This window comes from Gemmatimonadota bacterium (assembly GCA_026702745.1).
GTDB lineage: Bacteria > JAAXHH01 > JAAXHH01 > JAAXHH01 > JAAXHH01 > JAAXHH01.
On the sequence record JAPPBT010000060.1, the window covers coordinates 48,868 to 73,752 of the forward strand.

Annotated in this window: 20 protein-coding genes; 11 read left to right on the top strand and 9 right to left on the bottom strand. The window is 59.8% G+C overall.

The window, feature by feature from the left end:
* The first annotated feature begins 63 nt into the window (after positions 1-63).
* The 5 genes from OXH56_09655 to OXH56_09675 all read left to right on the top strand — a co-directional run bounded on the left by OXH56_09655 (position 64) and on the right by OXH56_09675 (position 7,532).
* Entirely contained in the window at positions 64-2,439 is a 2,376-nt protein-coding gene (locus OXH56_09655; GenBank protein MCY3555572.1) for an ABC transporter permease, read from the top strand.
* A 3-nt stretch (positions 2,440-2,442) separates the two neighbouring features.
* Positions 2,443-3,840 (top strand): NAD(P)/FAD-dependent oxidoreductase, encoded by a 1,398-nt coding sequence (locus OXH56_09660; protein ID MCY3555573.1) that lies wholly within the window; start codon positions 2,443-2,445, stop codon positions 3,838-3,840.
* Positions 3,837-6,224: an ABC transporter permease gene (locus tag OXH56_09665; GenBank protein MCY3555574.1), complete on the top strand. Its 2,388-nt coding sequence runs from the start codon at positions 3,837-3,839 to the stop codon at positions 6,222-6,224. Before OXH56_09660 ends, OXH56_09665 begins: the two co-directional genes overlap by 4 nt.
* A 2-nt stretch (positions 6,225-6,226) precedes the next feature.
* Complete coding sequence (locus OXH56_09670; protein ID MCY3555575.1) at positions 6,227-7,030, top strand: class I SAM-dependent methyltransferase; 804 nt, start codon at positions 6,227-6,229, stop codon at positions 7,028-7,030.
* Positions 7,031-7,121: 91 nt separating this feature from the next.
* On the top strand, positions 7,122-7,532 hold the full coding sequence (locus OXH56_09675; GenBank protein MCY3555576.1) for an ankyrin repeat domain-containing protein: 411 nt from the start codon (positions 7,122-7,124) through the stop codon (positions 7,530-7,532).
* A gap of 74 nt (positions 7,533-7,606) precedes the next feature.
* On the opposite strand, the gene OXH56_09680 is transcribed toward OXH56_09675, so the two are convergent.
* The gene (locus tag OXH56_09680; GenBank protein ID MCY3555577.1) at positions 7,607-12,415 is read right to left on the bottom strand and encodes an Ig-like domain-containing protein; all 4,809 of its coding nucleotides are present in this window, start codon (positions 12,413-12,415) and stop codon (positions 7,607-7,609) included.
* A gap of 382 nt (positions 12,416-12,797) precedes the next feature.
* Between OXH56_09680 and OXH56_09685 the strand changes: the two genes are divergently transcribed.
* Complete coding sequence (locus tag OXH56_09685; GenBank protein ID MCY3555578.1) at positions 12,798-13,181, top strand: chromosome partitioning protein ParB; 384 nt, start codon at positions 12,798-12,800, stop codon at positions 13,179-13,181.
* Positions 13,182-13,210: 29 nt separating this feature from the next.
* On the opposite strand, the gene OXH56_09690 is transcribed toward OXH56_09685, so the two are convergent.
* The 7 genes from OXH56_09690 to OXH56_09720 all read right to left on the bottom strand — a co-directional run bounded on the left by OXH56_09690 (position 13,211) and on the right by OXH56_09720 (position 20,119).
* Positions 13,211-14,293, bottom strand: a complete 1,083-nt coding sequence (locus OXH56_09690) for a Gfo/Idh/MocA family oxidoreductase (GenBank protein ID MCY3555579.1) — start codon at positions 14,291-14,293, stop codon at positions 13,211-13,213.
* A gap of 33 nt (positions 14,294-14,326) precedes the next feature.
* Positions 14,327-15,424: a phosphotransferase gene (locus OXH56_09695; GenBank protein MCY3555580.1), complete on the bottom strand. Its 1,098-nt coding sequence runs from the start codon at positions 15,422-15,424 to the stop codon at positions 14,327-14,329.
* 156 nt (positions 15,425-15,580) lie between these two features.
* Entirely contained in the window at positions 15,581-16,957 is a 1,377-nt protein-coding gene (locus OXH56_09700; protein ID MCY3555581.1) for a tetratricopeptide repeat protein, read from the bottom strand.
* A gap of 64 nt (positions 16,958-17,021) precedes the next feature.
* Positions 17,022-17,402: a nitrile hydratase accessory protein gene (locus OXH56_09705; GenBank protein ID MCY3555582.1), complete on the bottom strand. Its 381-nt coding sequence runs from the start codon at positions 17,400-17,402 to the stop codon at positions 17,022-17,024.
* Positions 17,399-18,070 (bottom strand): nitrile hydratase subunit beta, encoded by a 672-nt coding sequence (gene nthB, locus OXH56_09710; GenBank protein MCY3555583.1) that lies wholly within the window; start codon positions 18,068-18,070, stop codon positions 17,399-17,401. Before nthB ends, OXH56_09705 begins: the two co-directional genes overlap by 4 nt.
* Complete coding sequence (gene nthA, locus OXH56_09715) at positions 18,067-18,702, bottom strand: nitrile hydratase subunit alpha (protein ID MCY3555584.1); 636 nt, start codon at positions 18,700-18,702, stop codon at positions 18,067-18,069. The genes nthB and nthA overlap by 4 nt, the downstream gene beginning before the upstream one ends.
* Before the next feature lie 37 nt (positions 18,703-18,739).
* Positions 18,740-20,119, bottom strand: coding sequence for a dihydrolipoamide acetyltransferase family protein (locus OXH56_09720; GenBank protein MCY3555585.1), 1,380 nt, complete (start codon positions 20,117-20,119; stop codon positions 18,740-18,742).
* Between the two features lie 329 nt (positions 20,120-20,448).
* Here OXH56_09720 and OXH56_09725 point away from each other — a divergent pair, with 329 nt between their 5' ends.
* The 5 genes from OXH56_09725 to OXH56_09745 all read left to right on the top strand — a co-directional run bounded on the left by OXH56_09725 (position 20,449) and on the right by OXH56_09745 (position 23,885).
* Positions 20,449-20,739 (top strand): hypothetical protein, encoded by a 291-nt coding sequence (locus tag OXH56_09725; protein ID MCY3555586.1) that lies wholly within the window; start codon positions 20,449-20,451, stop codon positions 20,737-20,739.
* A 10-nt stretch (positions 20,740-20,749) separates the two neighbouring features.
* The gene (locus OXH56_09730) at positions 20,750-21,415 is read left to right on the top strand and encodes a nucleotidyltransferase family protein (protein MCY3555587.1); all 666 of its coding nucleotides are present in this window, start codon (positions 20,750-20,752) and stop codon (positions 21,413-21,415) included.
* On the top strand, positions 21,405-22,385 hold the full coding sequence (locus OXH56_09735) for a D-glycerate dehydrogenase (protein MCY3555588.1): 981 nt from the start codon (positions 21,405-21,407) through the stop codon (positions 22,383-22,385). The genes OXH56_09730 and OXH56_09735 overlap by 11 nt, the downstream gene beginning before the upstream one ends.
* 61 nt (positions 22,386-22,446) lie before the next feature.
* Positions 22,447-23,292 (top strand): fumarylacetoacetate hydrolase family protein, encoded by an 846-nt coding sequence (locus tag OXH56_09740; GenBank protein MCY3555589.1) that lies wholly within the window; start codon positions 22,447-22,449, stop codon positions 23,290-23,292.
* Between the two features lie 5 nt (positions 23,293-23,297).
* Positions 23,298-23,885, top strand: a complete 588-nt coding sequence (locus tag OXH56_09745; protein MCY3555590.1) for a pentapeptide repeat-containing protein — start codon at positions 23,298-23,300, stop codon at positions 23,883-23,885.
* 99 nt (positions 23,886-23,984) lie between these two features.
* Here OXH56_09745 and rfbA read toward each other — a convergent pair whose 3' ends face one another.
* Positions 23,985-24,875 carry a glucose-1-phosphate thymidylyltransferase RfbA gene (gene rfbA / locus OXH56_09750; GenBank protein ID MCY3555591.1) on the bottom strand — a complete coding sequence of 297 codons (891 nt, stop codon included), beginning with the start codon at positions 24,873-24,875 and terminating at the stop codon, positions 23,985-23,987.
* Positions 24,876-24,885 lie beyond the last annotated feature (10 nt).

A 24,885-nucleotide genomic window follows, 5' to 3' on the forward strand; every position in this document is an offset into this window, starting at 1 on the left:
GAATGTTCCTCCTGCACCTGTGAACGCTACAGATCCACACGATCCGATTTCCGAATTCCTTATATGCTCAAGAGCTATATAACCATAGCGATTCGCCATATGGCCAGGGAAAAGGGCTATACGGCCATCAACGTCCTCGGCCTGGCCGTCGGGATGATCTGCGCCATGCTGATCTTCCTCTATGTCAGTTTCGAACTCAGTTACGACCGCTATCACGAGAAGGCGGACCGCCTGTACAGAGTGGCGGTCAACAACGACGCCAGGACGCCTCCGGCCCTGGCCTCGGCGCTTCAGGGGGACTTCCCCGAGATTTCGGGTTTCGTCCGGTTGCTCCCGACGACCGGTACCTGGATCATGAAACACGAAGAAAATATCTATTATGAGAACCGGGTCTACTGGGCGGACAGCGCCCTGCTGGAACTCTTTACCTTCCCGCTGATCCGCGGCGATTCCCGAACGGCCCTGGAAGCGCCCTACGCCGTCGTGATCAGCGAAGACACGGCCCGGAAATACTTCGGCGAAGAAGATCCGATGGGCAAAACGATTATCGCCGACAACGGCTTCATGATGCTGACCGTTACCGGGGTCATGGAAAATACACCGCAAAATACCCACTTTCAGGCCGACTTCTTCATTTCGCTGACCTCCGCGTCTCAGGAGGATCTCGGATACTGGTCGTGGATCAATTTCTACACGTACATCGCGCTGCCGGAGGGTCATTCGCACGCGGCCATTGAGGAGCGGCTTCCCGCTTTCGTCAACAGGCACATCGGGGAAGGGCTCAGGGAACGGGGCGGCAGTTTCGAACTCTTTCTGCAGCCGGTGACGGACATCCATCTTCATTCCAATCTCGAACACGAGACCGGCGCCAACAGCGATATCACCTATGTCTACATCCTTTCGGCCATAGCGCTCTTCATCCTGTCCGTCGCCTGTATCAATTTCATCAATCTGTCCATCGCCCGGTTTGCCGGCCGGACCAGAGAAGTGGGCTTGCGCAAGATGTTTGGCGCGTATCGTTTCCAGTTGATCCGGCAGTTCCTGGGAGAATCGGTCCTGGTAACCGCCATGGCGCTGGTGATCGCACTGGCGGCCATTTCATTGATCTCCCCGTATTTCGACAGCTTTGCGGGAAAACCGGTAACGACGGAATTCGCAGGCTCCGGTTTCTGGTGGCTCGTCCTTCCCGCCGGTGCACTGCTCGTGGGTTTGCTGTCCGGAAGCTACCCGGCGATGCTGCTTTCCACCCTGCAGCCGGTTCAAAGCGTGAAGGGAGGGCCGCAACTCGCTGCGGCCGGAGGACTTTCGCGGAAGATCCTGGTGGTTATCCAGTTTACGATTTCCATCGTGATGATCATCAGCACGGGCATTCTGTTCAATCAGATGGCATACCTCCAGAGCAAGCATCCGGGTTTCGAAAAAGACCACGTGATCGTGATACCGACTTTTAATGACGTCCTGGATAACTTTCAGCCATGGAAAGAAGCCTTGCTGCAACACACCGGCGTGGCCGCGGTGACCCATAGCAATTCCTTGCCGGGGCTGGCCGGCAACATAGGCCAGGTATCGACCGGCACGATACAGCGCGTCGATGATCCGGGCAATATCCGACATGACGTGCAGGGCCTGAACGTCGCGCTGGATTTCGTGGAGACCCTGGGCATGGAATTGCTCGCCGGCCGGTCGCATAGCGGTGCGATGTCCAGGGATTCCGAAGCGTTGAACATCGTAATCAACAAGACCGCGCAGCGGGTGTTGGGTTGGAACACGCCGGAGGAGGCCATTGGCCAGGAAGTCCTTTTCGGTAGAGGCTGGACGGGAACGGTTATCGGTGTGGTCAGGGATTTTCATTTTCGATCGATGCATCTGAAGATAGAGCCGCTCGTGCTGTTTCTGGGCGGCGGTCTCCATCTGGCCGTCCGGCTACACCCAGGGGATCCGGGACGAGCACTGGATTACATTGAAAACCAGTGGTTGCGGATGTTCCCGGACTTTCCTTTTGCGTATACGTTTCTCGACGAGAACATCGAACGCCTGTACCGGTCGGAAGTACGGATCGGTTACGTATTCGGCGTATTCGCCCTGGTGGCTGTTTTCCTTGCCTGCCTGGGCCTGTTCGCGTTGGTTTCCTTCACGATGGAACGAAGAACCAGGGAGATCGGCGTACGCAAAGCGTTGGGCGCTTCCGTCCAACAGGTGTTGGCGTTGCTGTCGGGTGAATTCGTGGGGCTCGTGCTCATCGCCAATGTCTTGGCCTGGCCGGCGGCCTGGCTGACCATGCAGCGCTGGCTGGAGTCCTTCGCCTACCGAACGGTGATCGGCTGGGAGATCTTTTTTCTTTCCGGCGTCACCGCCCTGCTGATCACGCTGGTCACCATCGGCTATCGCGTGGTTCGGACCGCACTCGCCAATCCGGCTGACGTGCTGAGGAACGAGTGACTCATGAAGCACGTCGTCATCGTCGGAGGGGGCTTCGCCGGTCTTAACGCGGCCAAGAAACTGGGCGGCTTGCGCGACGTCCGCGTCACCCTGGTCGACCGGCAGAACTACCATCTGTTCCAGCCGCTGCTCTACCAGGTCGCCATGGCCGGCCTGTCGCCCGCCGACATCGCCACGCCCATCCGAAGCGTGCTCGCACGCTGCCGAAACATCTCGGTGCTGCAGGGATCAGTCGAGGGGGTTGGCCTGCAGGCGGGGACCGTATCGGCGGATTTCGGCCGGCTGGCGTTCGATTACCTGCTGCTCTGCTGCGGGTCGATGCCAAGTTACTTCGGCCACGGAGACTGGGAGGAGCACGCACCCAGCCTGAAGACGATTCCGCAGGCCACCGAGATCCGGCGGCGCCTGCTGAGCGCTTTCGAGGCGGCGGAACGGACCGAAGATCTCGATACACGCCGCCGGCTCTTGACTTTCGTCGTCATAGGCGGCGGTCCGACCGGCGTCGAGCTGGCGGGCGCCATCGGGGAAATGAGCCGGTTCACACTCGCTCGGGACTTCCGCAACATCGACACCCGGCTTACGCGGGTCATCCTGATCGAGTCCGGTCCGCGCATCCTCTCCATGTTCTCCGAGCAGCAGGCGGCCCGGGCGGCCCGGGACCTGGAAAAACTCGGCGTGCAGGTCTGGCCGAACACCCTGGCGACGGGGATCGACGAACACGGCGTGCAGGCGGGCCCGGAGCGTATTGCGTCCTCCACGGTACTCTGGGCGGCCGGGGTACGGGGGGTTGAAGTCGCGGTTTCGGGGTCCGCGCAGGGCGATGAACTGGATGGGCGGCATGAGGAGGGCGGCGTCGAGACGGACCGCGGGGGCCGCGCAGAGCCGGATCCGATTGGCCGCGTGACGTTAGACCGCGGCGGTCGCGTGGTGGTCGACGAAGACTTGAGCATACCCGGCCACCCGAATGTGTTTGTCGCGGGCGACCAGGCCTGTTTCACCCACCAGACCGGCGCGCCGCTTCCCGGCACGGCGCCCGTGGCGATCCAGCAGGGCCGGTTCGTGGCGCGGACGATTTGTCGCGATCTCGTGGGCAAGCAGCGCGAGCCCTTCCGGTTCGTCGACCGGGGCCAGATGGCGACCATCGGACGCAGCCGCGCCGTGGCGGAAATCGGAAGGCTCAGGTTCTCCGGCTGGTTCGCGTGGATCACGTGGCTGGTGGTCCACGTCTACTTCCTCGTGGGATTCAGGAACCGGTTGCTCGTCGTGCTGCACTGGGCCTGGTCCTACGTGACATTCCGGCGCGGCGCCCGGCTGATCGTCGAGCGCGAGTGGCGGTTCGGCAGGCGCAAGGACAAGACCGTGCCCGCCCGGGACGAAATCAGGACGGACGGGGAGGTATGATGCCAGGGAGCCACATTGCCTTAGCCCTGCGGCACATGGGCCGGTACAGGGGTTACACGGCCATCAACGTCCTCGGCCTGGCCGTCGGCATGATATGCGCCATCCTGATTTTCCTGTACGTGAGCTACGAACTGAGCTACGACCGCTACCACGACAAGGCCGACCGCATCTACCGGATAGCGCTCAACGACAGTGCCCGGTCGCCCCGTGAACTGGGTCCGATGCTCCAGGCCGACTTCCCCGAAATCCAGCACTTCGCCCGAATGCTTCCCACGATCGGCACCTGGATCATGAAGCACGAAGACCGGATCTACTACGAGAAGAGCGTGTACTGGGTCAACAATGCACTGTTCGACGTCTTTACCTTTCCCCTCGTGAGAGGCGATCCGGATCACGCCCTCGAAGCGCCGTACATGGTGGTCATCAGCGAAGACATCGCCCGGAAGTACTTCGGCGATGAAGATCCCATGGGCAAAACGATCATCGCCGATAACGGATACATGCTGCTGACCGTCACCGGAGTCATGGAGAACATCCCGGAAAACGCCCACTTCCACGCCGACTTCCTCATATCCCTGGCTTCGGCATACGACAAGTTCGAATGGAACAGGGCCGCGGGGATCTGGTTCTCCACGCTGTTCTACAACTACATCGTCTTGCAGGAAGGCCATCCGCCGGAGGAGACCCAGCGGAAACTGCCCGGTTTCGTGGAGAGACACGTCGACGCGAGTTACCTGGAAGACCTCGACCGTTACGAATTGTCGCTGCAGCCCGTCACCGACATTCACCTTTATTCCCATCTCGAGAACGAGCACACCGCCAATACCGATGTGGCCTACGTGTACATCCTGATCGCCATCGGGCTGTTCATCCTGGTCATCGCCTCGGTGAATTATGTAAACCTGTCCACTGCACAGTTCGTGCACCGCGCCCGCGAGATCGGCATGCGCAAGGTCCTCGGGGCGTCCCGGGGGCAGTTGATACGGCAGTGCCTGGGGGAGTCGGTCCTGATGACCATTATGGCCCTGTCGGTTGCCCTGGCGGCCGTCTATTTCATCGCACCGTATTTCGACGCACTGTTGGGCCAGCCGATCGCCTCGGCCCATGGGCTGCACCCCCTGTGGTGGCTCGCCCTGCCGGTCACCGCGGTCCTCATCGGGCTCCTGTCGGGCGCATACCCGGCCCTCGTGTTTTCCTCCGTGCGGGCCATTCCGGGGCTCAAGGAAGGACGGCCGTACCTGCCCGGCGGCGCGTGGTCCCGAAAGATCCTGGTCGTTTTTCAATTTGCCATTTCCACCGCACTCATCATCGGCACCGGCATCCTGTTCAGCCAGTTGAACTTCATTCAGCACAAGAAGCTGGGCTTCGAAAAGGACCAGGTGATCGTGATTCCAACGGTCGAGCAAGTGGCGACAAACTACCAGCCGTGGAAAGATGCCCTGTTGCAGCACCCCCGTGTGGAGGGTGTGAGCCAGGCCATCACCCTGCCCGGCCTGTTCGGCACCGTCGGCCGACCGTCGACGGGCACGATGCAGCGTGTAGAGGACCCGGACCACGTCAGGCATGCCGTCCATGGTTTCCAGGCTTCCGTGGACTTCGTGGAGACGATGGGCATGGAACTGCTCGCGGGCCGCTCCCATCGCGGGGCATTCAGGAACGACACGGAGTGGAAGTACATCGTGATTAACGAGACGGCGGCGCGCGTCCTGGGCTGGGTATCGCCCGTAGAGGCCGTCGGGCAGCAGATCCGGTTTGCCAGTGGATACACGCACGCGGTGGCCGGCGTGGTCCGGGACTTCCACTTTCGGACGCTGCACCAGGAAATCGAACCGCTGGTACTCTTTCACGGCACCGGGCTTCACCTGGTGGTCCGGATCCGGCCGGAAGATATCAGGAGCACGCTGGCGAACATCGAAGCGGCATGGTCGGATTTCTTCCCCGATTTCCCCTTCGCCTTTACATTTCTCGACGAGGACATCGACCGCCAGTACCGGAACGAAATGCGAATCGGCTACTTCTTCGGCGTGTTCGCCCTGGTGGCGGTTTTCCTGACCGGCCTGGGTCTCGTCGCCCTGGTCTCGTTCACGGCCGAGCGGCGCACCCGGGAGATCGGCGTTCGAAAGGCGCTGGGCGCTTCCGTGCAACGCCTGCTCGGCATGCTGTCCGCCGAATTCGTCGTTCTCGTGGCCAACGTCATTGCCTGGCCGGCGGCCTGGCTGATCATGGGGCGCTGGCTGGAGAACTTCGCCTACCGCATCGAGATGGGATGGGGGATTTTCTTTGCGTCCGCCGGCGCCGCACTGTTGATTTCGGTGGCTACCATCGGCTATCACGTAATCAGGGCCGCGCTGGCTAATCCCGCGGAAGTGCTGCGCAACGAGTGAAAATGGAGGACCGGATGGAGGACCGGATGGAAGACCGGGTGGAAGGCCCGATTAAATCTGCACAATCCTGGGACCCGGAACGCTACGCCCGCAACGCCCGGTTCGTCGCGGACCTGGGCATGCCCGTGGTCGAGCTGCTGGATCCGCAGCCCGGAGAACGCATTCTGGACCTGGGATGTGGCGACGGGGCGCTGACGGCGAAACTGGTGGATATGGGCTGCAGCGTCGTCGGCGTGGACAGCAGTGCGGAGCAAATCGAGGCGGCGCGGAAGCTCGGTCTCGACGCCCACGTCACGGACGGGCACGCGCTGGATTTCGAAGGTGAATTCGACGCGGTATTCAGCAACGCCGCCCTGCACTGGATGGGCCATCCCGACGAGGTGATCGCGGGCGTGCGCCGCGCGTTGAAACCCGATGGACGATTCGTGGCCGAATGCGGTGGGCACGGGTGCGTGGATACCATCGTCAAGGCGCTTACCGGAGCGCTCAAACGGCGCGGACTGTGGGAGGATGGAATCAATCCCTGGTATTTCCCCACCGACGAAGAGTACCGGGACCGGCTTGCCCGGCAGGGGTTCGACGTGCAGTACATCGCGCTGATTCCCCGGCCTACCCCGCTGCCCGGAGATATCGGCGGCTGGCTCGAGACCTTCGCCGAAAGCTTCACGTCCCGGGTGCCTGTTGCGGATCGACCGGGGTTTCTCGAAGAAGTCCGGGAAACCATGCGGCCCAGCCTGTGTGATGCGGACGGCGCGTGGACGGCGGACTACATCCGGTTACGGTTCGCGGCGGTGAAGGAGGGGTGAAGGAGGAGTGAAGTGAAACAAGGTATGTAGACATTGTGCGGGTGAACGATCCGTCTTACGATTCCGACAAAATGAGAAAGGATACAAGCATATGGCTCCCAAGAAGTCAGCATTAGATTCGGAAATGGTACATCGATTCGTGTACGACGCCCACAGCGATTTCGAGAGCGTCAAGGCATTGCTGGACAAAGAGCCTGCACTGGTCAATGCCTGTTGGGACTGGGGCGGAGGCGACTGGGAAACCGGGCTCGGGGCGGCCGCGCATATGGGGCGCAGGGATATCGCGGAATATCTGCTTCAGCATGGGGCGCGCATCGACCTCTATGCCGCGGCCATGTTGGGGAAACTGAGCATCGTGCAGGCCGTTCTCGTCGACAATCTGTCTGAAAAGGACAAGCCGGGTCCCCACGGGATTTCGCTCATGGCCCACGCAAGAAAGGGAGGCAAGGAAGCCGCGGAAGTCGTGAAACTGCTGAGGTCCCTGGATAAGAAGCCGAAGTGAATGGAGAAATAGCCGGCTGGCAAATCCAGGCCGGAATAGGTAAGTTACAAGTACCGTTACGATTCCCCTGCCGCTCAATCGGGCACACCACGGCTGATCACGATCTCAAGACCGGTATCGGGAAGCGATGACCGATTGATTGCCGCATCCTGGGATGCATTGATCCAATCCGTGAGAATGCCTCGCACTCTGCCCGTCGCCCTGTCCAGCAGCAGCGCGCCGGGTTGACTCGTCCTGCGATCGATCGAAACAGCACCTTCCGGACCTTCCAGGGTAATAAGTTCCAGCCGAGGTAGCCATCCCGCTTCCATCGGCAATGTAAAGGCAAAAACTCCGCCTTCACCGTCTGCTATCTTTACCGTATCGAAGTCCAGTGTGAACAAGGTACCGCCGGCCGCGCTGTTTCCCGTCAGGCGATAAGGACCGGTCTCGGCAGGCAGAGACACCGGCGCATCGACCATGAAGGCCGGCTTGAGGCTGATCTCCCCGCTTCCGTCCACGAACCCCCACAGTAGAAGGCTTCTGGACGAATTCGACCGGGCCATTGGTATTTGTTGCGATTCTATGTAATGACGATAGTTCAAGGCCTTAATGAAGCTGTAGTCGCTGATCCACTGTGGTGAGCAATAGCCCATCAAATCCTTCGTATCCGGAGGTACAAGAAGATCGTTTCGGGTATCGTAACCCCAGACACCGATAGATCCATCGGCATAAGGATAGCTGGCATCGACGGTAAACAGATTGGGACTCCCGCATGGAGTATGGCCAAGATTCATGTTGTGTCCCAGTTCGTGAGCGATCGTGTATCCAGCGAGACCCGATACGAAGGTCCTGCCTCCCGTTAACGCCGCACCCCCTCCTGTACTTAAGACGCCCATGTAGTGACCCTGATCACCATCCAGTATATGGATCGCCCGGGTCTCGCTCAGAATGGCCGGATAGTTGTCGAATACAGGATCAACCGAAGTAAACACCTCATCTCGAATCGAGATACTGAGGTCTCCGATCGGAAGCAGGTTGCGCGTCTGCCAGAACAGTTCGTCATCAGACGATAACCCTTCGATTTCGGACAGAATCGACCGGTCCGGGTTTTCAATCCACAGCAGTGGAACAAGGGTCAGGTCAAGGGGAGGTACGTCTCTGACGTCGACCGGCATCCGGCCCGTTGGAGGTATACGCACGGGCATGTTTGAGTTCGATGAGCTTGCACCGTCAGGGTCGATCTCCACGACCAATTCCAGTTCCGGCATGATCAACGACCCCGGTACTGACGCGTTTATGGAAGCCGACAATGATCCTTCGTCGGCCTCTTCAGGGGGCGGTATTGGCTCCCCGGGTATGTCCTCCACGTGCACGGTCGTGTTGTTGTGGTAAAAAGTAGCGCGTACAGGAGGCAAACTCGGATACTGGTCGTCTTCATTCGCCAGGAATACGCGCAGCAGTGCGTCCTCTCCGGCAACCAGGGGTACGGGATGGTCCAACGACTGTACGGCTTGCGTCAGATACATAGCCGGACCGGCGGACCTGATGCAATCCGGGACGCGGCCGAACGCAAGGTTATTCAGCCATTCCTGGAATCCGTGGTCCGGAGGGGCGCAGAGTTCTGTGCCGAAGACATTGAGGTTTGCAATGTTGAGCGCGGAGAAAGACAGGGGCAGCGGTCCGGCGAGACCGGGATTGTCACCTAAGTTGAGTGTTCCAAGCAAGCTCAGGTTCCCCAATTCGGAAGGGACGGTGCCGGACAACTGATTCTCTTGTAGAAACAGTTCCCTGAGTCTGCCCAATTGACCGAGTTCGGGGGGTATCGATCCGGAAATCCGGTTGCTGTCAACCCGCAGGCTGATCAGTAAGTGCAGGTTGCTGAGTTCGGGGGGAATCGGACCGGTAAGCCGGTTGTTGCTGAGTGTAATACCAATCAGATTATTCAACTGCCCTAACTGCGGTGGAATACTTCCTGTCAACTGGTTGTCCCAAACGGACAGGTGGTCGAGACTCTTCATGTCGCCGATTTCCGGCGGTATCGGCCCCGTTATACGGTTCCGGAACATGACCAAACTCCTCATGTTCTTCAACCGTCCGAATTCGGGTGGGATTGAACCGGTCAAGGCATTGTTACTCAGAAACATGCGATCAAGGTTCTTCAGGTTTCCCAGCTCCGGCGGTATAGCCCCCGTCAAATCGTTGGCGCTGAGGTTCAGAGTGATGAGATTGGTCAACTGTCCCATTTCAGGTGGTATGCTGCCTGACAACGAGTTACCGCTGACGGACAGGTGGACGAGTTCGTTGAGCTGTCCGAGTTCGGAGGGGATTCTTCCGTGTAGAAAACACCCGTCGAGGTTCAACGATCTCAGCTTTCCCAGGTCCCCAAGTTCCGGCGGTATCGATCCGGACAGGCGGTTTCCGTAAAGACTGAGACCGACCAGGTGTCGCAGTTGTCCGATTTCAGGTGGCAGCCGGCCCGTAAGGTTGTTTTCCGACAATGAGATGCCCGTTACCCTTCCTTCGGCGTCGGTAAGAACACCGTGCCACATGTGTAACGGCTCATCGCTCAACCAGTTCGTGCTTACGTTCCAATTCGGACCGTTCGTTTCCTGGTAGAAGGCAACCAGCGCTTCCCTATTCTGACTGGCCCCCGCACAGATCGACACCTCGGCATCTGATATCCCGCGCACCCATGACTGAAACTCGGTATCGGACGGAGCACAAAGATCCGTACCGGCCAGATGGAGGACTTCGAGATTCAGTTTCAGCATCGACCGCGGCAGCGGTCCTGTCAATGCGTCGTTGCCGCTGAGATTCAATGATCGCATTGCTGATAGTATGGACAGAATCGGTGGTAGAGACCCATTCAGGTTGTTGTCGGCAAGATCCAGCCCGGTAACCTGTCCGGTGTCGTCGGTGGATACGCCATACCAGTCACCCGGCGGCTGTGTGCTCAGCCAGTTTTCACTGTTTGACCAATTAGACCCGTCCGTCCCGTTGTATAGCGAAGTAAGCGCGGCAACCGTTGGATCGCCACAACGAGTAACGTGACGGTCGGGGATTCCGCTTAGCCAGTTCTCGAAATCATCGTCCAGCGGTACGCATAACTGTGTACCGCGCAGATCAAGTCCGCCGATGGACAATTTGAGGAAAGACCGCGGGACCGGCCCGTTCAGTGCTCGATTGTTGGAGAGATTCAGCCGCCTGAGTATTGACAGGCTGCCCAATTCGGACGGCAAAGAACCGGTTAACAGGTTGTCCTGAAGTCTCAGTTCCTCGAGGTTATTCAGTTGTCCCAGTTCTGGTGGTATGGGCCCGGTCAGTCGGTTTCCATTTAACAACAACAGCCTGACGGTTCTGATGTTGCCTAATTCAGGAGGAATAGGCCCGGTGAGCAGGTTTCTGCTTAAAGTGATACTATCCAGGTTTTTAAACCGCTCCAGCTCGGACGGAATGGGTCCGGATAGTCTGTTGGATCCCAGTGACAGATTACGAAGCCGTTCTATTTGTGCCAACTCTACGGGGATGGGTCCGGACAACCTGTTCACGCTGAGATACAAGCCACTCAGGGACGTCAACCCGCCAAGTTCAGGAGGTATGTAACCGGACAGCTTGTTACCTGAGATGCTTAAAAACCATAGTTTCTTGAGTTGTCCCAACTCGGCGGGTATAGGTCCGAAAAGGTCATTTCCATTCAATCGTAGAATCTGCAGGTGGCTGAGTTGGCCGATTTCCGGCGGGATCATTCCACTTACATTATTGTTGTTGAGGGTCAGTTCGATGACGGCCCCGAACTCATTGGTCTCTACCCCGTGCCAGGTGCCTAATGGTGCATTCGACAGCCAGTTTGTACCGTCTGTCCAGTTCGGTCCGTTAGTCTGGTGATAAAATGCAACCAGTGCTTCTATTTCATCCGGGATGTTGATGCAAGTCGAGACCCTGGCATCTGAAATCGTCTCCAGCCATAACCGGAATGCAACATCAGAAGGTGCGCACAGTCCGGTTCCGTCAGCATGCAGTTCGTTGAGGGCAAGATCGGCAAGCGCCTGGGGTAAAGGTCCTGCAAGGTCAGCATTATCGTTGAGGACCAGGCTGCGCAGGTGAACGAGTTCCGCCAGCACGGGCGGCAGTTGTCCCTTGAGGTTGTTTCCCTTTAAATTGAGACCGATCACTCTCTCCTGGCCGTCGATAGCTACACCGTACCAATCGCCTACGGGCAGGCTGCTCAGCCAGTTTTCGTTATTGGTCCAGTTCGGTCCGTCCAGTGTATTGAACAGCGTTACCAAAGCGTCTCTGTCCGGGCTGGGTATCGTTACCGTGACCTGCGAAGCAGCTGAAATGGTTCCGTACGTCGCGGTGATCAAGACGCTGCCGCTTTTCACCGCAGTGACCAACCCTTCCGGACTGACCGTTGCCACTGTTTCGTTGCCGCTCGTCCAGGTTACCGTAGCATCGGCTACCGGGTTTTCATTGCGATCGAGGACCTGTGCTGTAAGCTGGACCGTTTGGCCGATGGATGTCAATGTGGGCATAGCTGGTTCGATCACGATACTACTTGCCGTCTGCGACACCGTGATGTTGGCTGTAGCAGAAACGTTGCCCGATCGGGCGGTGATGACGACAGTCCCATTCTTTACGGCAACAACCAGGCCCTGATTGCTTACAGTCGCCACGCCCGAGTCGCCACTCGTCCATGTAACTGTGGCATTGATGATGGCCGTGCCATTCTGATCAAGGACCCTTGTCGACAACTGGATTGTCTGGCCGATGGAATACAGCGTAGCAGTAGCGGGAGTGATTTCTATACGGGTGGGTACAGGTACTACAGGAGGCGGTGGTTCCTGTGGTTCCGGTGTCGTCGGCCTGGTGGGGCTGTCTTTACCGCAGCTTGAGAACGCCACCGACGCCAGAAGAGCGAACACAGGCAGTATACGAAGGCTCAAACAGCGCTTACGAAAATACACGGGACTGCAACCTGGGCATATTGTACTCAGTGCGACACAGCCTGTCGCATCCCTTCAAGACCGTGAAAGGTTCGGCTGCCATACACTTCAGTAACATTCAGAAAATGCCGATTAGAAAACAATAATTCAGAATTAACCAACTGGAAATGGACCAATCTGGCAAGCGTATTATACTGTGTCAGAGTCGTAAATGTTGTCTAAGGTTGTTTTGAGGCGACAGGGTAAGGTTGTTCGGTAAAGGATATCCACCACATACAGGCACTATCCTGTCATTCCCTGCCGATCGGTTCACGATGATATGCGCACTTGAGTCAATTAAATGCTAAGCGGAGGTTCTATTCTGAACAGACCCATCCAAACCCATTCGACAGAGCGCGACGGCAAGCGGTACATCTGGTACACCGAACGGCTCTGGGAGCTGGCGAAGGATCTACCGGTATACGTTGCTGAAGTCGAACGTTTTGCGGAGCTGGACCGCGACTGCTGGTTCGGCGAGGGTAGGACGCCGACCATACGAGAGGTGGCCGATCATTGCCGACGAATCAACGAGACCGATACTCGCTACCCCTTGATCATAAACGACAACGGTCAACTGATGGACGGTGGTCATCGGCTGGCCCGGGCATTGCTTGAAGGACGAAAGACCGTCAAAGCGGTGCGGTTTGAAGAGATGCCGGAGCCGGATGAGATCGAGGAGTTGTAATCACAAGTCTTTAGTGCTTCGCACAGCACTTACCCCATCCGCAGGCACCGGTCCTCAAGCGGCAAATCGACCCGCACGTTGCCCCGGCGGTGGGATTCCCTCAGGGCAATGGCGATTTCGAGGGCTTCGCGGCCGAACTCGCCCGGACAAGTCGTCTCCCATCCCGCTTCTATGGAACGGCAGACGCCCTCTATCGCATCGACCATGGAACTCCGGGGATGCCACGGTCCGGGCAGGTGGGTCTGGGCAGGCGCGCCGGTCACTGGATGAGGCGCCCACAACTCGAACTGTGCGTGGGAGTTTCGGGAAACGATACGGCCGGTTTCGCCGATGAACTCGAGGGACCAGGAGTAGACGTGCGATTCGGACCGGGAGTTCAGGATCGTGCGAATCCCGTTTTCGTACACGACGATCCCCGTTCCCGGGATATCGGCATCGGATCGCGCCTGCTCGTCCGTGTCGATCAGGCCGACGACCCACTGCGCGGGCGCACCGGCGAAGAGCCGCAGCAGGGCCAGGGTGTGGCTTTGGATGTTGGACAGCGTCGACGGGCTGTGGCAGACCATGGTCTTCAAAGGGCCGATGGCGCCTTCGGCGATGAGCCTGCGTGCCGTCGTATAGTAGCCGTACCAGTTGAGATGGCAGGCCATGGCGAGGATGACGCCGTGCCTGGCGCAGGCTTCGATCATGGCATCGGCCTCGGCCAGCGTCCGGCACATGGGTTTCGTGGCGAAGATGGCCTTCACGCCCAGTTCGGCCAGGCCCACCGTGATCTCCGCGCGCGGCTCGGGCCGGGTGGTCATGCAGACCACGTCGATCGCTTCCTTCTCAACCATCTCCTTGTAGTCGGTGTACAGGGCCGCACAGCCCCAGCGCCGCCTGAAATCCGCGAGTTTGGCGGGGTCCTCGTCCGCGGCGGCCACGAGATCGATCCCCCGGGCTTCGATCATGGCCGGGGCGTGCGCCCATGGCCACGGGTAGTGGGGCTGACCGACGTGCTCGTCGTCGATGGTGCTGCCCATCCTCCCGCAACCGACCACGGCGCCGCGATAGGTATGCTCCGGTCCGGTGGCTCGCACGGTTTGAAAGGCCTTGAGTCCGGATTCTGGCATCGAGTGCTCTATATCGAATCTGACGGAATCAGCTTACGCCTCGTTTAAACGCAAATCAATAACAGCAGCAATAAACCGTTCGGAAACTGCCCGTGCTAGTCTGTTTTCTCGGAGATTTTCTGGATTTAAAGAAGCTACCATAAGTACTGCTTGAACAAAATAACGCCTGATGGCGAGGCGATAGTCATTCCAGCATACATTCATGGTGTATCCAGTAACTCCATTTGCCACCAGAGTTTCATGGTAGGTTTTTAAGAGTTGTCGTTCTTCTCTTTGTCGATTTGGGGTATTTTTGAGGCATCCACCGATAAACCATGCGACATCCGAAACACCCTCTCCACGCGATATATCCTGCCAGTCAATCACGGCAAGGCCCGATTCACCAAGAGAATCACCAAAAAACACGTTCTCCAAGCGAAAATCTCCGTGGATTATGGTTCTCGGCAGTTCACCCAATTGGTTTTTACCCGTTAACCTCTCAGGCAATTGTTCTCCGAATGTCTTGACTGAATCTGTCAACGAAGTTCCAAGTTTACCAACAAAGACAGGAAACGCTTCTCGATACTGATTAAGGATCCAATCCGTAGTGGTTTTGGAGTCCATTTGCGAATTCGCCAGCCAATCAAAAGTTCCAAGTCTTTTGTTTTTCCACCAATAAGCGTGAAAACCGGCTATTTCGCGGAGAGCAGATGCAGTTTCCTGCATTGTACTTCCGTCGATTTGGTTTCCTACTTTAGCGGGAGCAAGGTCTTCGAGAATCCTGATGTACTTACCAAGGCTGACATTCATAGCACTGAAATAACAGTGGGGAGTACGAAGAGGTATCTCGCCGGCAAGTTGCCGGTAAAACGAAATCTCGGACTTGTCAGGCATGTACAGACGCGTTTTTGCACGTTGAATCTCATCCGGTGCATGTAGTTTGGCAATCAGCTTTTTTGGCAGTGTTGAACGAGGGTGACTGAGCTTAAGATGCAAGCGTGCCAACTGTCCAACAGAAGTCAACTTTGCAATCGGTTCGATTTGAAGTGAAGTTACTACGGCATTCGAGAACGTGTTCGTTGTAGAAAGTGCTTCATTCAGCCACTGAGGTGTTATGTCGAGAGGTGAGTCAGGGATATCTAAAGGAGACATAATCGGACTGAGCGCGCTGAGATCACGGTGAAGAACGCGAACACTGTCTACATCAGTGAGCGAAAGGGAAATCTAGAAACAAATTCGCTATTTGGGATTCGGCAGTGCCAATTCCGCCGTGAGGAGTGGACAGGAGTAAGGATTTACCTGCGGCGCCTATCTCGAGTAAGTGATACCTGCGCCGAGCCGGAGCCCGCTCAGGGTGATCGAACGATTCGAATCCTGGTCGTCGCCGCTCATGCGATGGTACTTCAAATCCAGTCGAACGCCTAGTAGCCCGGTATCGCTGGCCAGAAACCACGCGTCGCACCCGCCGCCGACGAACCCGCCGATTGACGTGCTCCTGTGGGCCATTAACCTGGGTGGGCGTTCGATGTTCCCCAACAGAACGCTTGGGAAACTTGCGGTATAGCGACCCGCGCCGGCCTGCAGATACATTCGGGTTGTCCGCGAGACCATGGTAGAAGTTTCTGAAAAGAAGGATAATGCCGATATGTGTGCACCAGGTACCTTGGGGGTGAGGTCCAGGTTGTTCAACGTGAACTCGGCATGGGGCGTAATCATGAATTGCGACCAACTGGCGCCCGCCCAGAGTAAACCCGTTACGCGGACCGAAACGCCCAGGTCGCCGCCCAGGTAGGACCTGGCGGCCATCTTGAGATTCGGCAGCGGCACGCGGGCCTGACTGGCTCCGGTTGGCGCCAATCTCGTGGCCTCCAGGCCCAGTTCGCCGAACTGGGCCATCCAGTTTCCGGTATACCACACCGCCAGTCGCGCGTCCTTCGAACGGGTTACGAATCGGGCGGACCGTTCCGTTTCGTTCCGGTATATGGCGTCGGCCAGGTACTGCCGTATGCTGCCGGCGTTCGGACGGTAGAATTCCTCGTAACCGATCTGGTTTGGCCGGATTTCGATCAGCATCCGAAACTGTTCTACCGCTTCACCGTAGGTGCCCTGGTTGAAGAGCTCGACCGCGTTATCGTAAACGGCTTGGAGCTTTGCGATTTCCGAGGCGATGTACATCGTTTTCTGACTCTGGGCCAGAAGGAAGCTGTTGCGGGCCGCCTGCTCATCACCCCGCTCAAGTAATGCCAGAAACGTAAGGAAGGAGGATAGTGCGGTGGGTCCGGCCTTCTCCTCCGTGAACTCATCCCGTTTCAGGGCGGCTTCGTCCAGGTCTATACCGAAGGCCGCGCTCGCCTGCGGGTGGTCCGGATCTATTTCGAGGCACTTTCGATAGTATTCCGCAGCGGTCTCCCCATCCTCCCGTAACGCCGCGATCAGGGCCTGCTGATACAGGTATTCCGCCAACGCCAGGCGCACGTTCTCCCAGTTGTCCCATTCCTCCAGGTATCTGCCGGCGGAATAGGGCGACCGGGCGTCGACTTCTTCGGAGGTTGGCTGGCGTTCCAACAGGTGCCAGAGATCATAGTACGCGTTGAGCAGCGCTTCCGGCGAGTCCGACTGGTCCTGCGCGGCCTGCGTGTTCCAGCACAGACTGGCCATGCAGCATACCGCCATGACTCGTATCACAATCCGTTACCTCCTGAATGAGGCGTTGAGGGTTCATTCCATGGTCCGATGCAGCGCGGTATCATCATATCAGTTCGACCGGTTTTCCGTGCGGAGTCTTGAGATACGCCCTTTGCCACGCGTCCTTGCGGTCGGACGCCTCCTCCTGCGACACGAGCCCGCGTTCTACGCAGAGGCGCTCCAGGGCCCGGAGCCAGTGCATGTAATAGGTATCGCCCAGGTCGGGGTCGCCCTCCCGCTGTGCCGCCCGTATCTCCTCGCTCAGCGTGGCGGTCCACTCGTCCCACGTGAAGTGACCTTCGCCGGAGAGACGCACCGCGAGTGCAAACGCCGATGCCTCCCACGGCGCGGCAAACACCGGCGATCCATCGTCCCCCAGCGGGATGTCCCTCGGCAGGATGTCCCCCGGCCCATACGTACCGCCGGGCAGTTGTGGGTCTGTCATCTTGCAGGCTCCAGGTACGTCTCCCAGAGGTCGACGTATACGGCGCTGTTCGCGTTTGCCGATTCCCCCCACAGATCATGCCCCTCGAAGCGTACGCTGTAGAGGTGCCTTCCCTCGTCCACGCCCCGGGCGCTCAGGTCCGGATACACCTGCGATCCGTAGTGCTCACGAACGATTCCGGTGTGGCCTCGAACGTAACCCGGTACCCGGGTGTGCCCAGGTGGATAGGAGTTGATTGCGCGCACGCGGTCGCCCGGCGAGAACCGGGGCGGTGAAGACGCAGGCCGGACGTAGCTCGAAGTCATGTAGGGGGCCGCACGCACCTGCTCGGCATGCGCAACCTTCTCCATGATGCGTTCCGGCACGGAGGTCGATGCCCGGCCCGTCTGCAGTTCATCCTTCGAAACGAGACCGGACCTGACCAGTTGCTGCCTGATCCCCGCGAACCAATTCTCATAGTAGGAGTTGGCGAGATAGTCGGCGGGAGGCAACTGTTCCCTGTTATGACGCGACATGTCGATGTTCCACAGTCCCAGAAGTCCCATGAGCCGGACGATTCCGTACACCCGGCCCTCCCATTCCTCGTGGAAGACCGGCTCCTCGGACTCCGGTTCCGGCCGCACCGGCCCGAACCCCCGCATCCCGCCCATATCGTGTACACCGCTCATGCTTTGCGGACCTCCGAGTCCGGACGGCACGCCTCTTCGACCCCGATCATGGCGTTGCGCGTAACGAGTTCCATGAGTTCTTCCTCACTCCAACCCTCCGTGCCTTCGGGACGCTGCGGCAGCACGAGGTAGCGCATTTCGGAAGTGGAATCCCACACGCGCACTTCTTTTCGTTCGGCAACCTCCGTACCGAACTGTGTCATCACGCCGCGCGGATCCACGACGGCCTGTGCTCTGTAGGGCGCGGACTTGTACCAGACGGGGGGCAGGCCGAGGAGCGGCCACGGGTAGCAGGAGCAGAGCGTACAGACCACGAGGTTGTGCACGTCGTCCGTGTTCTCCACGACACGCATCTGCTCGCCCTGCGCCCCTACGTAGCCCATCGATGAGATGGCGGCATTCGGGTCGTCCAGCAGCCAGCGTTTGAACGCTTCATCCGTCCATGCGCGGGCTACGACGTGTTTCCCGTTCGCCGGGCCGATCTTGTCCTGGTACAGGTCGACTAGTGCGTCCAGCGCTTCCGGATCGACGAGGCCTTTCTCCACGAGCAGCGATTCGAGCGCTTTCACGCGCAACTCGATATCCGGCGGCGGGTGAGTGTGGTCTTGATCGTGCCGGTGGTCGTTGGTCATGTGGTACTTCTATACTATTGCTCGTCGCGGGAATGGCTCACGCGCCGTCCTGCCCGATCAGCAGTTCGAGCGGCTGTTCGAGGATTTCCCTGAGGTGGGCAAGGAATTGGCCGGCGACCGCGCCGTCGATGAGCCGGTGGTCGGAGGACAGGGTGGCCGACATCATGGCCTTGATTTCGACCTTGCCGTCCACCACGACGGGCGTGTCCTTGACCCGCCCCACGGCGAGTATGGCTGCTTCCGGCGGGTTGATGATGGCGGTGAACTGGTCCACGCCGAACATCCCGAGATTGGAGATGGTGAAGGTACCATAACCATAGTCTTCGGGACCAAGGCCTTTTCCGCGGGCCTTCTCACCCAGATATCGGGTTGCGGCGGCGATGTCGAAGACCGATTTCTGATCGGCGGATGCCACCACGGGCACGACCAGTCCGTCGTCGAGGGCGACGGCGAAGCCCACGTTCACATCGGCGTATTCCACGACCTCCCCACCTTCGAGGGAGGCGTTGACGGCGGGAAAGGACCGCAGGGCGATGCCGGCGGCCTTGATGATCAGGTCGTTCACGGAAACTCTGGCCAGGCCGCGCTTCTCACCATAGGCGATCAGCTGTTCCCGTAGCCCGGTGAGGCGCGTCATGTCCACGTCCATGGTGAGGTAGAAGTGGGGAATGGTCGACGCGCTTTCGGCCAGTCGCGTCGCGGCGACCTTGCGCAGTCCGCTGAGCGGGGCGCGGCGCTGGATGCGTTTCAAACCCGGTCCGGCTGCGGCGGGGGCCGGTGCGGGAGTCGTCGGGGCTGTGGGTGTCGCAGGAGCCCCGGCCGGCGCTTGTGCCGCTGCGGCAGTCCGGGCGGCGAAGGCCTCCACGTCGGAGAATACGATCCGTCCGCCGGGTCCCGTCCCCGCAATGTGCTCGATGGCGATGCCGAGGTCGCGTGCGTGCCGCCGCGCCTTCGGGGAAATCTTCACGCGGCCGGGTGGTCCGGGCGTTCCGGCGCCGGCTGCCAACCGGGCATCCTGGCCACCAGTAGTACCATTTGCTGTGCCGTCCGCTGCGCCGGCAGTCGTCGCACCATCTAGGCCAGTCGTAGCGCTTTCCGTCGAGTCGGTCGCAGTGCCGGTCTTAGCCGCGTCACCGTCACCGGGATCACCCGCGTCGACCGCTTCGGCAATGTCCTCGCCCGCTTCGCCGATGAAACCGATGACCTGCTGAATGGGCACGTCGTCGCCCGGGCCATGCAGAATCTTGAGCAGCGTACCGGTAGCCTTGGCCTCCACTTCCATCACGCTCTTGTCCGTTTCGACGTTGAAGAGCACCTCGCCTTCCGTGACGGAATCGCCTTCCTCTTTCATCCACTCCACGATGATTCCGGATTCCATGGTCATGCCGAGAACGGGCATGATGATTTCAGTGGCCATTACGGGCTCCCCGGTGTACTCTGCAACGCACGGACCAGTTTGGTTTACGTCGTGCTAAACCCTATGTATGTAACTGACTTACAACGCCGTTCAAAGTGCGTAGAGCATACACTTCCACGTGTTCGGCGTCAAGCATTTTTTGATTGACTTGGACCGGCGGAAAGGGATAGATTCACCGCGATTCTGCATTCGAAAATCGCGGAAGGAAAACCGTCCCGAGGTTCGGCCTCTTCTCCGTGGAACGAATGTATGAACAGGTGCTCGGAACGCCTTGATCGGAGGACCTGTTCGGCTGTTGTTCACCTACCTGCGTGGAGGATCCAAGCCACATGGAAATCAAAGTCGATCGATACACGAAAGTGGTGTTGACGCTGATCGCCGTCGGCCTGCTGGCAAATGTATTCAAGGATGAACTGTCCAGCGTGTCCACGCCGTTGAATCCCCGGCCGGCCATGGCCAAGAACATCGTCATGGGATCCACGATCACGAACATGGGACAGCGTTTCATCACGGCCAGCCCCGACGGGAAGACCGTCTACACCTGGTTCCGGGAAGAGGACCAGCAATGGTACGATCGCGACAAGGTGTATTTCATAGACGCTGCGCACGCGGACGATTGACAGGCGGACCGTGGTCGGCAAACCTTCAGAAGGCCGGAACGTGGGCGGCGGTCCGGCCGATCCGATGATTACGGGTCTCGTGCTCGCCGCCGGCCGTTCCGAGCGCATGGGGACGCCGAAGCAGTTGCTGCCCTTCGGTCGCGTCACGCTGATCGAACAGGTGATCCGCACACTGACGCGTTCGCGCCTGGGGAAGGAAGTCGTCGTCGTGCTGGGCTATCGCGCCATGGACATCGTAAAGCGGATCTCCGGGTTGCCGGTCCGCCTCGCGTACAACCCGGACCCGAAAGGCGACATGCTTTCCTCGATCCGGTGCGGCCTGGCGTACATCGAACCTGATCAGGCCATCATGATTGCCCTTGGCGATCAGCCCCTGGTCACGACCGGGATCGTGAACCGTTTGATCGACGAATACGAGGGACGTCCCGAAGGCATGGTACTCCCGGTGCACGACGGGAAGCGGGGACATCCCATGATCCTGTCGTCCGCGTACCGCGAGGAAATCCTGTTCGAATCCATGCCGGGCGGTTTGAAAGCGCTGCGGGACCGGCACTCAGGCAGCGTCCGCACTGTACCGGTGGACACGGATGCGGTACTTATCGACCTGGACCACCGGAGCGATTACGAAGAGGCCCTGCGAAGATGGAAAGAGGAATCCGAATCCGGTGAGCGCTAACGTACTCGTTACCCGACGCATTCCCGACGAGTCGATCCGGATGCTGGATGCGGCCTGCGACGTCGTGGACGTCAACCCCCATGACCGGGCGATGACCCGCGGGGAGTTCCTCGAGGCGGTCCGTGGTCGCGACGGGCTGCTCTGCTTGCTGACCGAGGACATCGACGACGAGGTCCTGGACATCGCTTCGGGCCTGAAGGGCATAGCCATGTACGCGGTCGGGTACAACAACGTCGACGTGGACGCCTGCACGCGACGTGGCATTCCGGTGTCCAATACCCCGGGCGTGCTGACCGATACGACCGCCGACATCGCCTGGGCGCTCATTTTCGCCACGGCCCGGCGGGTCGCGGAAGGCGACCGGTTCGTGCGCGACGGCCGATTCACGGGATGGGGGCCCCTGCTGATGCTGGGCAGCGACGTCACGGGCAAGACGCTGGGCATCATTGGCGGAGGCCGCATCGGTACGGCCACGGCCAGGCGAGCCGCCGGGTTTTCCATGCCCGTCGTCTATACGAGCCGCAGGCGCAACGCGACCATCGAGTGCACGGGCGCAAGGTATCTCTCGCTGGACGACCTGCTCCGGGAATCGGATTTCGTGTCGCTGCACGTGCCGCTCACGCCCGAGACCACCTACCTCATCAGCGAACGCGAACTGGACCTGATGAAGCCCACGGCCTACCTCATCAATACGACCCGTGGACCCGTAGTCGACGAGAAGGCCCTGGTACGGGCACTGCGCGAAGGCGTCATCGCCGGCGCGGGACTCGACGTCTTCGAGCGGGAGCCGGAGCTGGAATCGGGGCTGGCAGACCTGGAAAACGTCGTCATGCTGCCCCACGTCGGCAGCGGGACGGTCGCCACGCGCGTCAAGATGGGCAACACGGCCGCGGCCAACCTGATTGCCATGGTCAGCGGGGTGGACCCGCCGAACTGTGTGAACCCGGAATGGAAAGAACATCGAACGTGAATCATTCGACGGAATGTGAAACGTCAAACCCGACGGGAATGATCCGATAGAGGAGTCTGACATGAAACTTGTGACCTATGGAGAAAGCGGGCAGGAACGGATAGGCGCGGTCGCCGGCGGCGAGATCATCGACCTTAAGTCGGCCGACGCGTCCCTGCCCGGCACCGTGCTGGGCGTGCTGGAAGCAGATGCCGTAGAAGCGGCGACCCGTGCGGTGGAAAACGGCGCCGGCGCGAGGACGCCCCTGGAAGGCGCGCGGTTGGCTTCTCCCCTGCCCCGTCCGCCCAAGATCGTGTGCGTCGGGCTCAACTACCTCGATCACGCGACGGAGCAGAACGTGCCGCTGCCCGAGCATCCGCTGCTCTTCTCCAAGGCCACTTCGTCCGTGGTGGGTCCCTACGACGACGTGGTGCTGCCGGTCGAAAGCGAGCAGGTGGACTACGAGGTGGAGCTCGCCGTGGTGATCGGCAGGACCGCGACGGCCGTCTCCGAAGCGGACGCCTACGACTACATCGCAGGATACACCGTGGCCAACGACGTCAGCGCCCGCGATATCCAGTTCCGGCAGCAGCAGTGGCACCAGGGCAAGAGCTACGACACGTTCTGCCCCATGGGCCCGTGGCTGGTGACGAAGGACGAGATTCCCGATCCGAATGCGCTCGCCGTGAAACTGACGCTGAACGGGACGGTGCTGCAGGACAGCAACACGGACAACCTCATCTTCAACGTGCCCACGCTGGTGTCGCGCATTTCGAGCGCCATGACCCTGCTGCCGGGCGACGTGATCTCGACCGGTACGCCCGCGGGCGTGGGCGTGTTCCGCGATCCGAAGATCCTGCTCAAGGCCGGCGACTACATGGAAACCTGGGTGGAAGGCATCGGCACGTTGAAGAACCACGTGCGATAGGGGAGATGATGGAGAAACTGAACAGGGAACAGGTGCTGGCCCGGGCGGCGGACACGGGCGATCTCATGGGGGTGGACCTGGGCGGCCTGGATCTTTCGGAGGCCATTCTGCCCCGCGTCGATTTCCGGGACGCCAACCTCGAAGGAACCGATTTTACCCACGCCGACCTGACCGAGTCGGAGTTCCGCGACGCGAAGATGAACGGCGCGGATCTAACGGGGGCGAAGCTCGAGCGGGCGGTGCTGATCGGCGCCCACATCGTGGGAGCCCGCTTCGACGGCGCCCACATGGTCGGCGCGTTTCTCAACGGAGCGACCGCAACGGGCGCCAGTTTCAGAAAGGCGGACCTGCGCGCGGCCCGGATCGGCGTGCCCAGGTTCCAGTCCGACGATCCCTTTGCCGCGGCCACGAGTTTCGAAGGCGCCGACATGACCTGGTGTCTCTTCGGTGAGGCGGACCTGACGGGGGTGGACCTGCGAAACGCCAACCTGTCCCATGCCCATATGTACGAGACGGAGATGCGCAGCGCCCTGCTCGACGGCGCGGTCCTGACCGGCGTCCGGCTGAAGCGGCAGACGGTCCAGGCGAAGTAACCGGGACTGCTCGGGACGGCCGCTGTCCACTCGGGACGGCCACTCTCCACTCGGGACGGCTACTTTCCACTCGGGACGGTCGCGGGCCGACCGGAATCCTCACTCCAGCGGATCGCCCGGACCGTCCGGGCCGACTAACCGCCGCAGGTACTCGCAGTACGGGTTGTCTTCCACCAGGTTGCCGATCCTCAGCACCTGGTCCCGGTCGATGAAGCCCTTGCGATAGGCGATCTCCTCCACGCATCCGATCTTCAACCCCTGCCGGTGCTCGACGGCCTGGACGAAATTGCTCGCCTCCAGCAGGCTTTCCGGCGTACCGGTGTCCATCCAGACGATCCCTTCGTCGAAGCGCTCCACCTTCAGCATGCCCCTGCGCAGATAGATGTTGTTCACGTCGGTGATCTCGAGCTCGCCCCGTCCCGATGGACGCAGGGTCTTCGCGATGGACACGACTTCGTTGTCGTAGAAGTACATGCCCGTGACGGCGTAGTTGGACCGGGGATGGCGGGGCTTCTCCTCGATGTTGACGGCCCGTTGACGCTCGTCGAATTCGACCACCCCGTACCGTTCGGGCTCCTTGACGTAGCAGGCGAAGACGAGTCCTCCTTCCCTGTGCATCGCGGCCCGCTCGACCAGCGAAGGCAGGCTGCTTCCATAGAAGAAGTTGTCGCCGAAAATCAGCGCGCAGGGATCATCTCCGATGAACGACTCGCCGATCAGAAAGGCCTGCGCCACCCCCTCCGGCGCGGGCTGCACGGCATAGTCGAAACGCATGCCAAGGGCGCTTCCGTCTCCGAAGAGCCGCCGGTACAGGTCGATGTGGTCCGGGGATGAGATGACCAGGATGTCCCGGATGCCCGCCATCATGAGGACGGACAGCGGGTAGTAGATCATCGGCTTGTCGAAGATGGGGATGATCTGCTTGGAAATGGCCAGGGTCTGCGGGTAGAGGCGCAACCCGTGGCCGCCCGCGAGTATGATGCCCTTCATGTGCGGTCTC

Coding starts and splice junctions, on each gene's coding strand:
- OXH56_09655 (MCY3555572.1), top strand. CDS start 64: ATGCTCAAGAGCTATATAACCATAGCGATTCGCCATATGGCCAGGGAA.
- OXH56_09665 (MCY3555574.1), top strand. CDS start 3,837: ATGATGCCAGGGAGCCACATTGCCTTAGCCCTGCGGCACATGGGCCGG.
- nthB (MCY3555583.1), bottom strand. CDS start 18,070: ATGAGCGGTGTACACGATATGGGCGGGATGCGGGGGTTCGGGCCGGTG.
- OXH56_09690 (MCY3555579.1), bottom strand. CDS start 14,293: ATGCCAGAATCCGGACTCAAGGCCTTTCAAACCGTGCGAGCCACCGGA.
- OXH56_09745 (MCY3555590.1), top strand. CDS start 23,298: ATGATGGAGAAACTGAACAGGGAACAGGTGCTGGCCCGGGCGGCGGAC.
- OXH56_09660 (MCY3555573.1), top strand. CDS start 2,443: ATGAAGCACGTCGTCATCGTCGGAGGGGGCTTCGCCGGTCTTAACGCG.
- OXH56_09720 (MCY3555585.1), bottom strand. CDS start 20,119: ATGGCCACTGAAATCATCATGCCCGTTCTCGGCATGACCATGGAATCC.
- OXH56_09675 (MCY3555576.1), top strand. CDS start 7,122: ATGGCTCCCAAGAAGTCAGCATTAGATTCGGAAATGGTACATCGATTC.
- nthA (MCY3555584.1), bottom strand. CDS start 18,702: ATGACCAACGACCACCGGCACGATCAAGACCACACTCACCCGCCGCCG.
- OXH56_09670 (MCY3555575.1), top strand. CDS start 6,227: ATGGAGGACCGGATGGAGGACCGGATGGAAGACCGGGTGGAAGGCCCG.
- OXH56_09685 (MCY3555578.1), top strand. CDS start 12,798: ATGCTAAGCGGAGGTTCTATTCTGAACAGACCCATCCAAACCCATTCG.
- rfbA (MCY3555591.1), bottom strand. CDS start 24,875: ATGAAGGGCATCATACTCGCGGGCGGCCACGGGTTGCGCCTCTACCCG.
- OXH56_09740 (MCY3555589.1), top strand. CDS start 22,447: ATGAAACTTGTGACCTATGGAGAAAGCGGGCAGGAACGGATAGGCGCG.
- OXH56_09705 (MCY3555582.1), bottom strand. CDS start 17,402: ATGACAGACCCACAACTGCCCGGCGGTACGTATGGGCCGGGGGACATC.
- OXH56_09695 (MCY3555580.1), bottom strand. CDS start 15,424: ATGTCTCCTTTAGATATCCCTGACTCACCTCTCGACATAACACCTCAG.
- OXH56_09725 (MCY3555586.1), top strand. CDS start 20,449: ATGGAAATCAAAGTCGATCGATACACGAAAGTGGTGTTGACGCTGATC.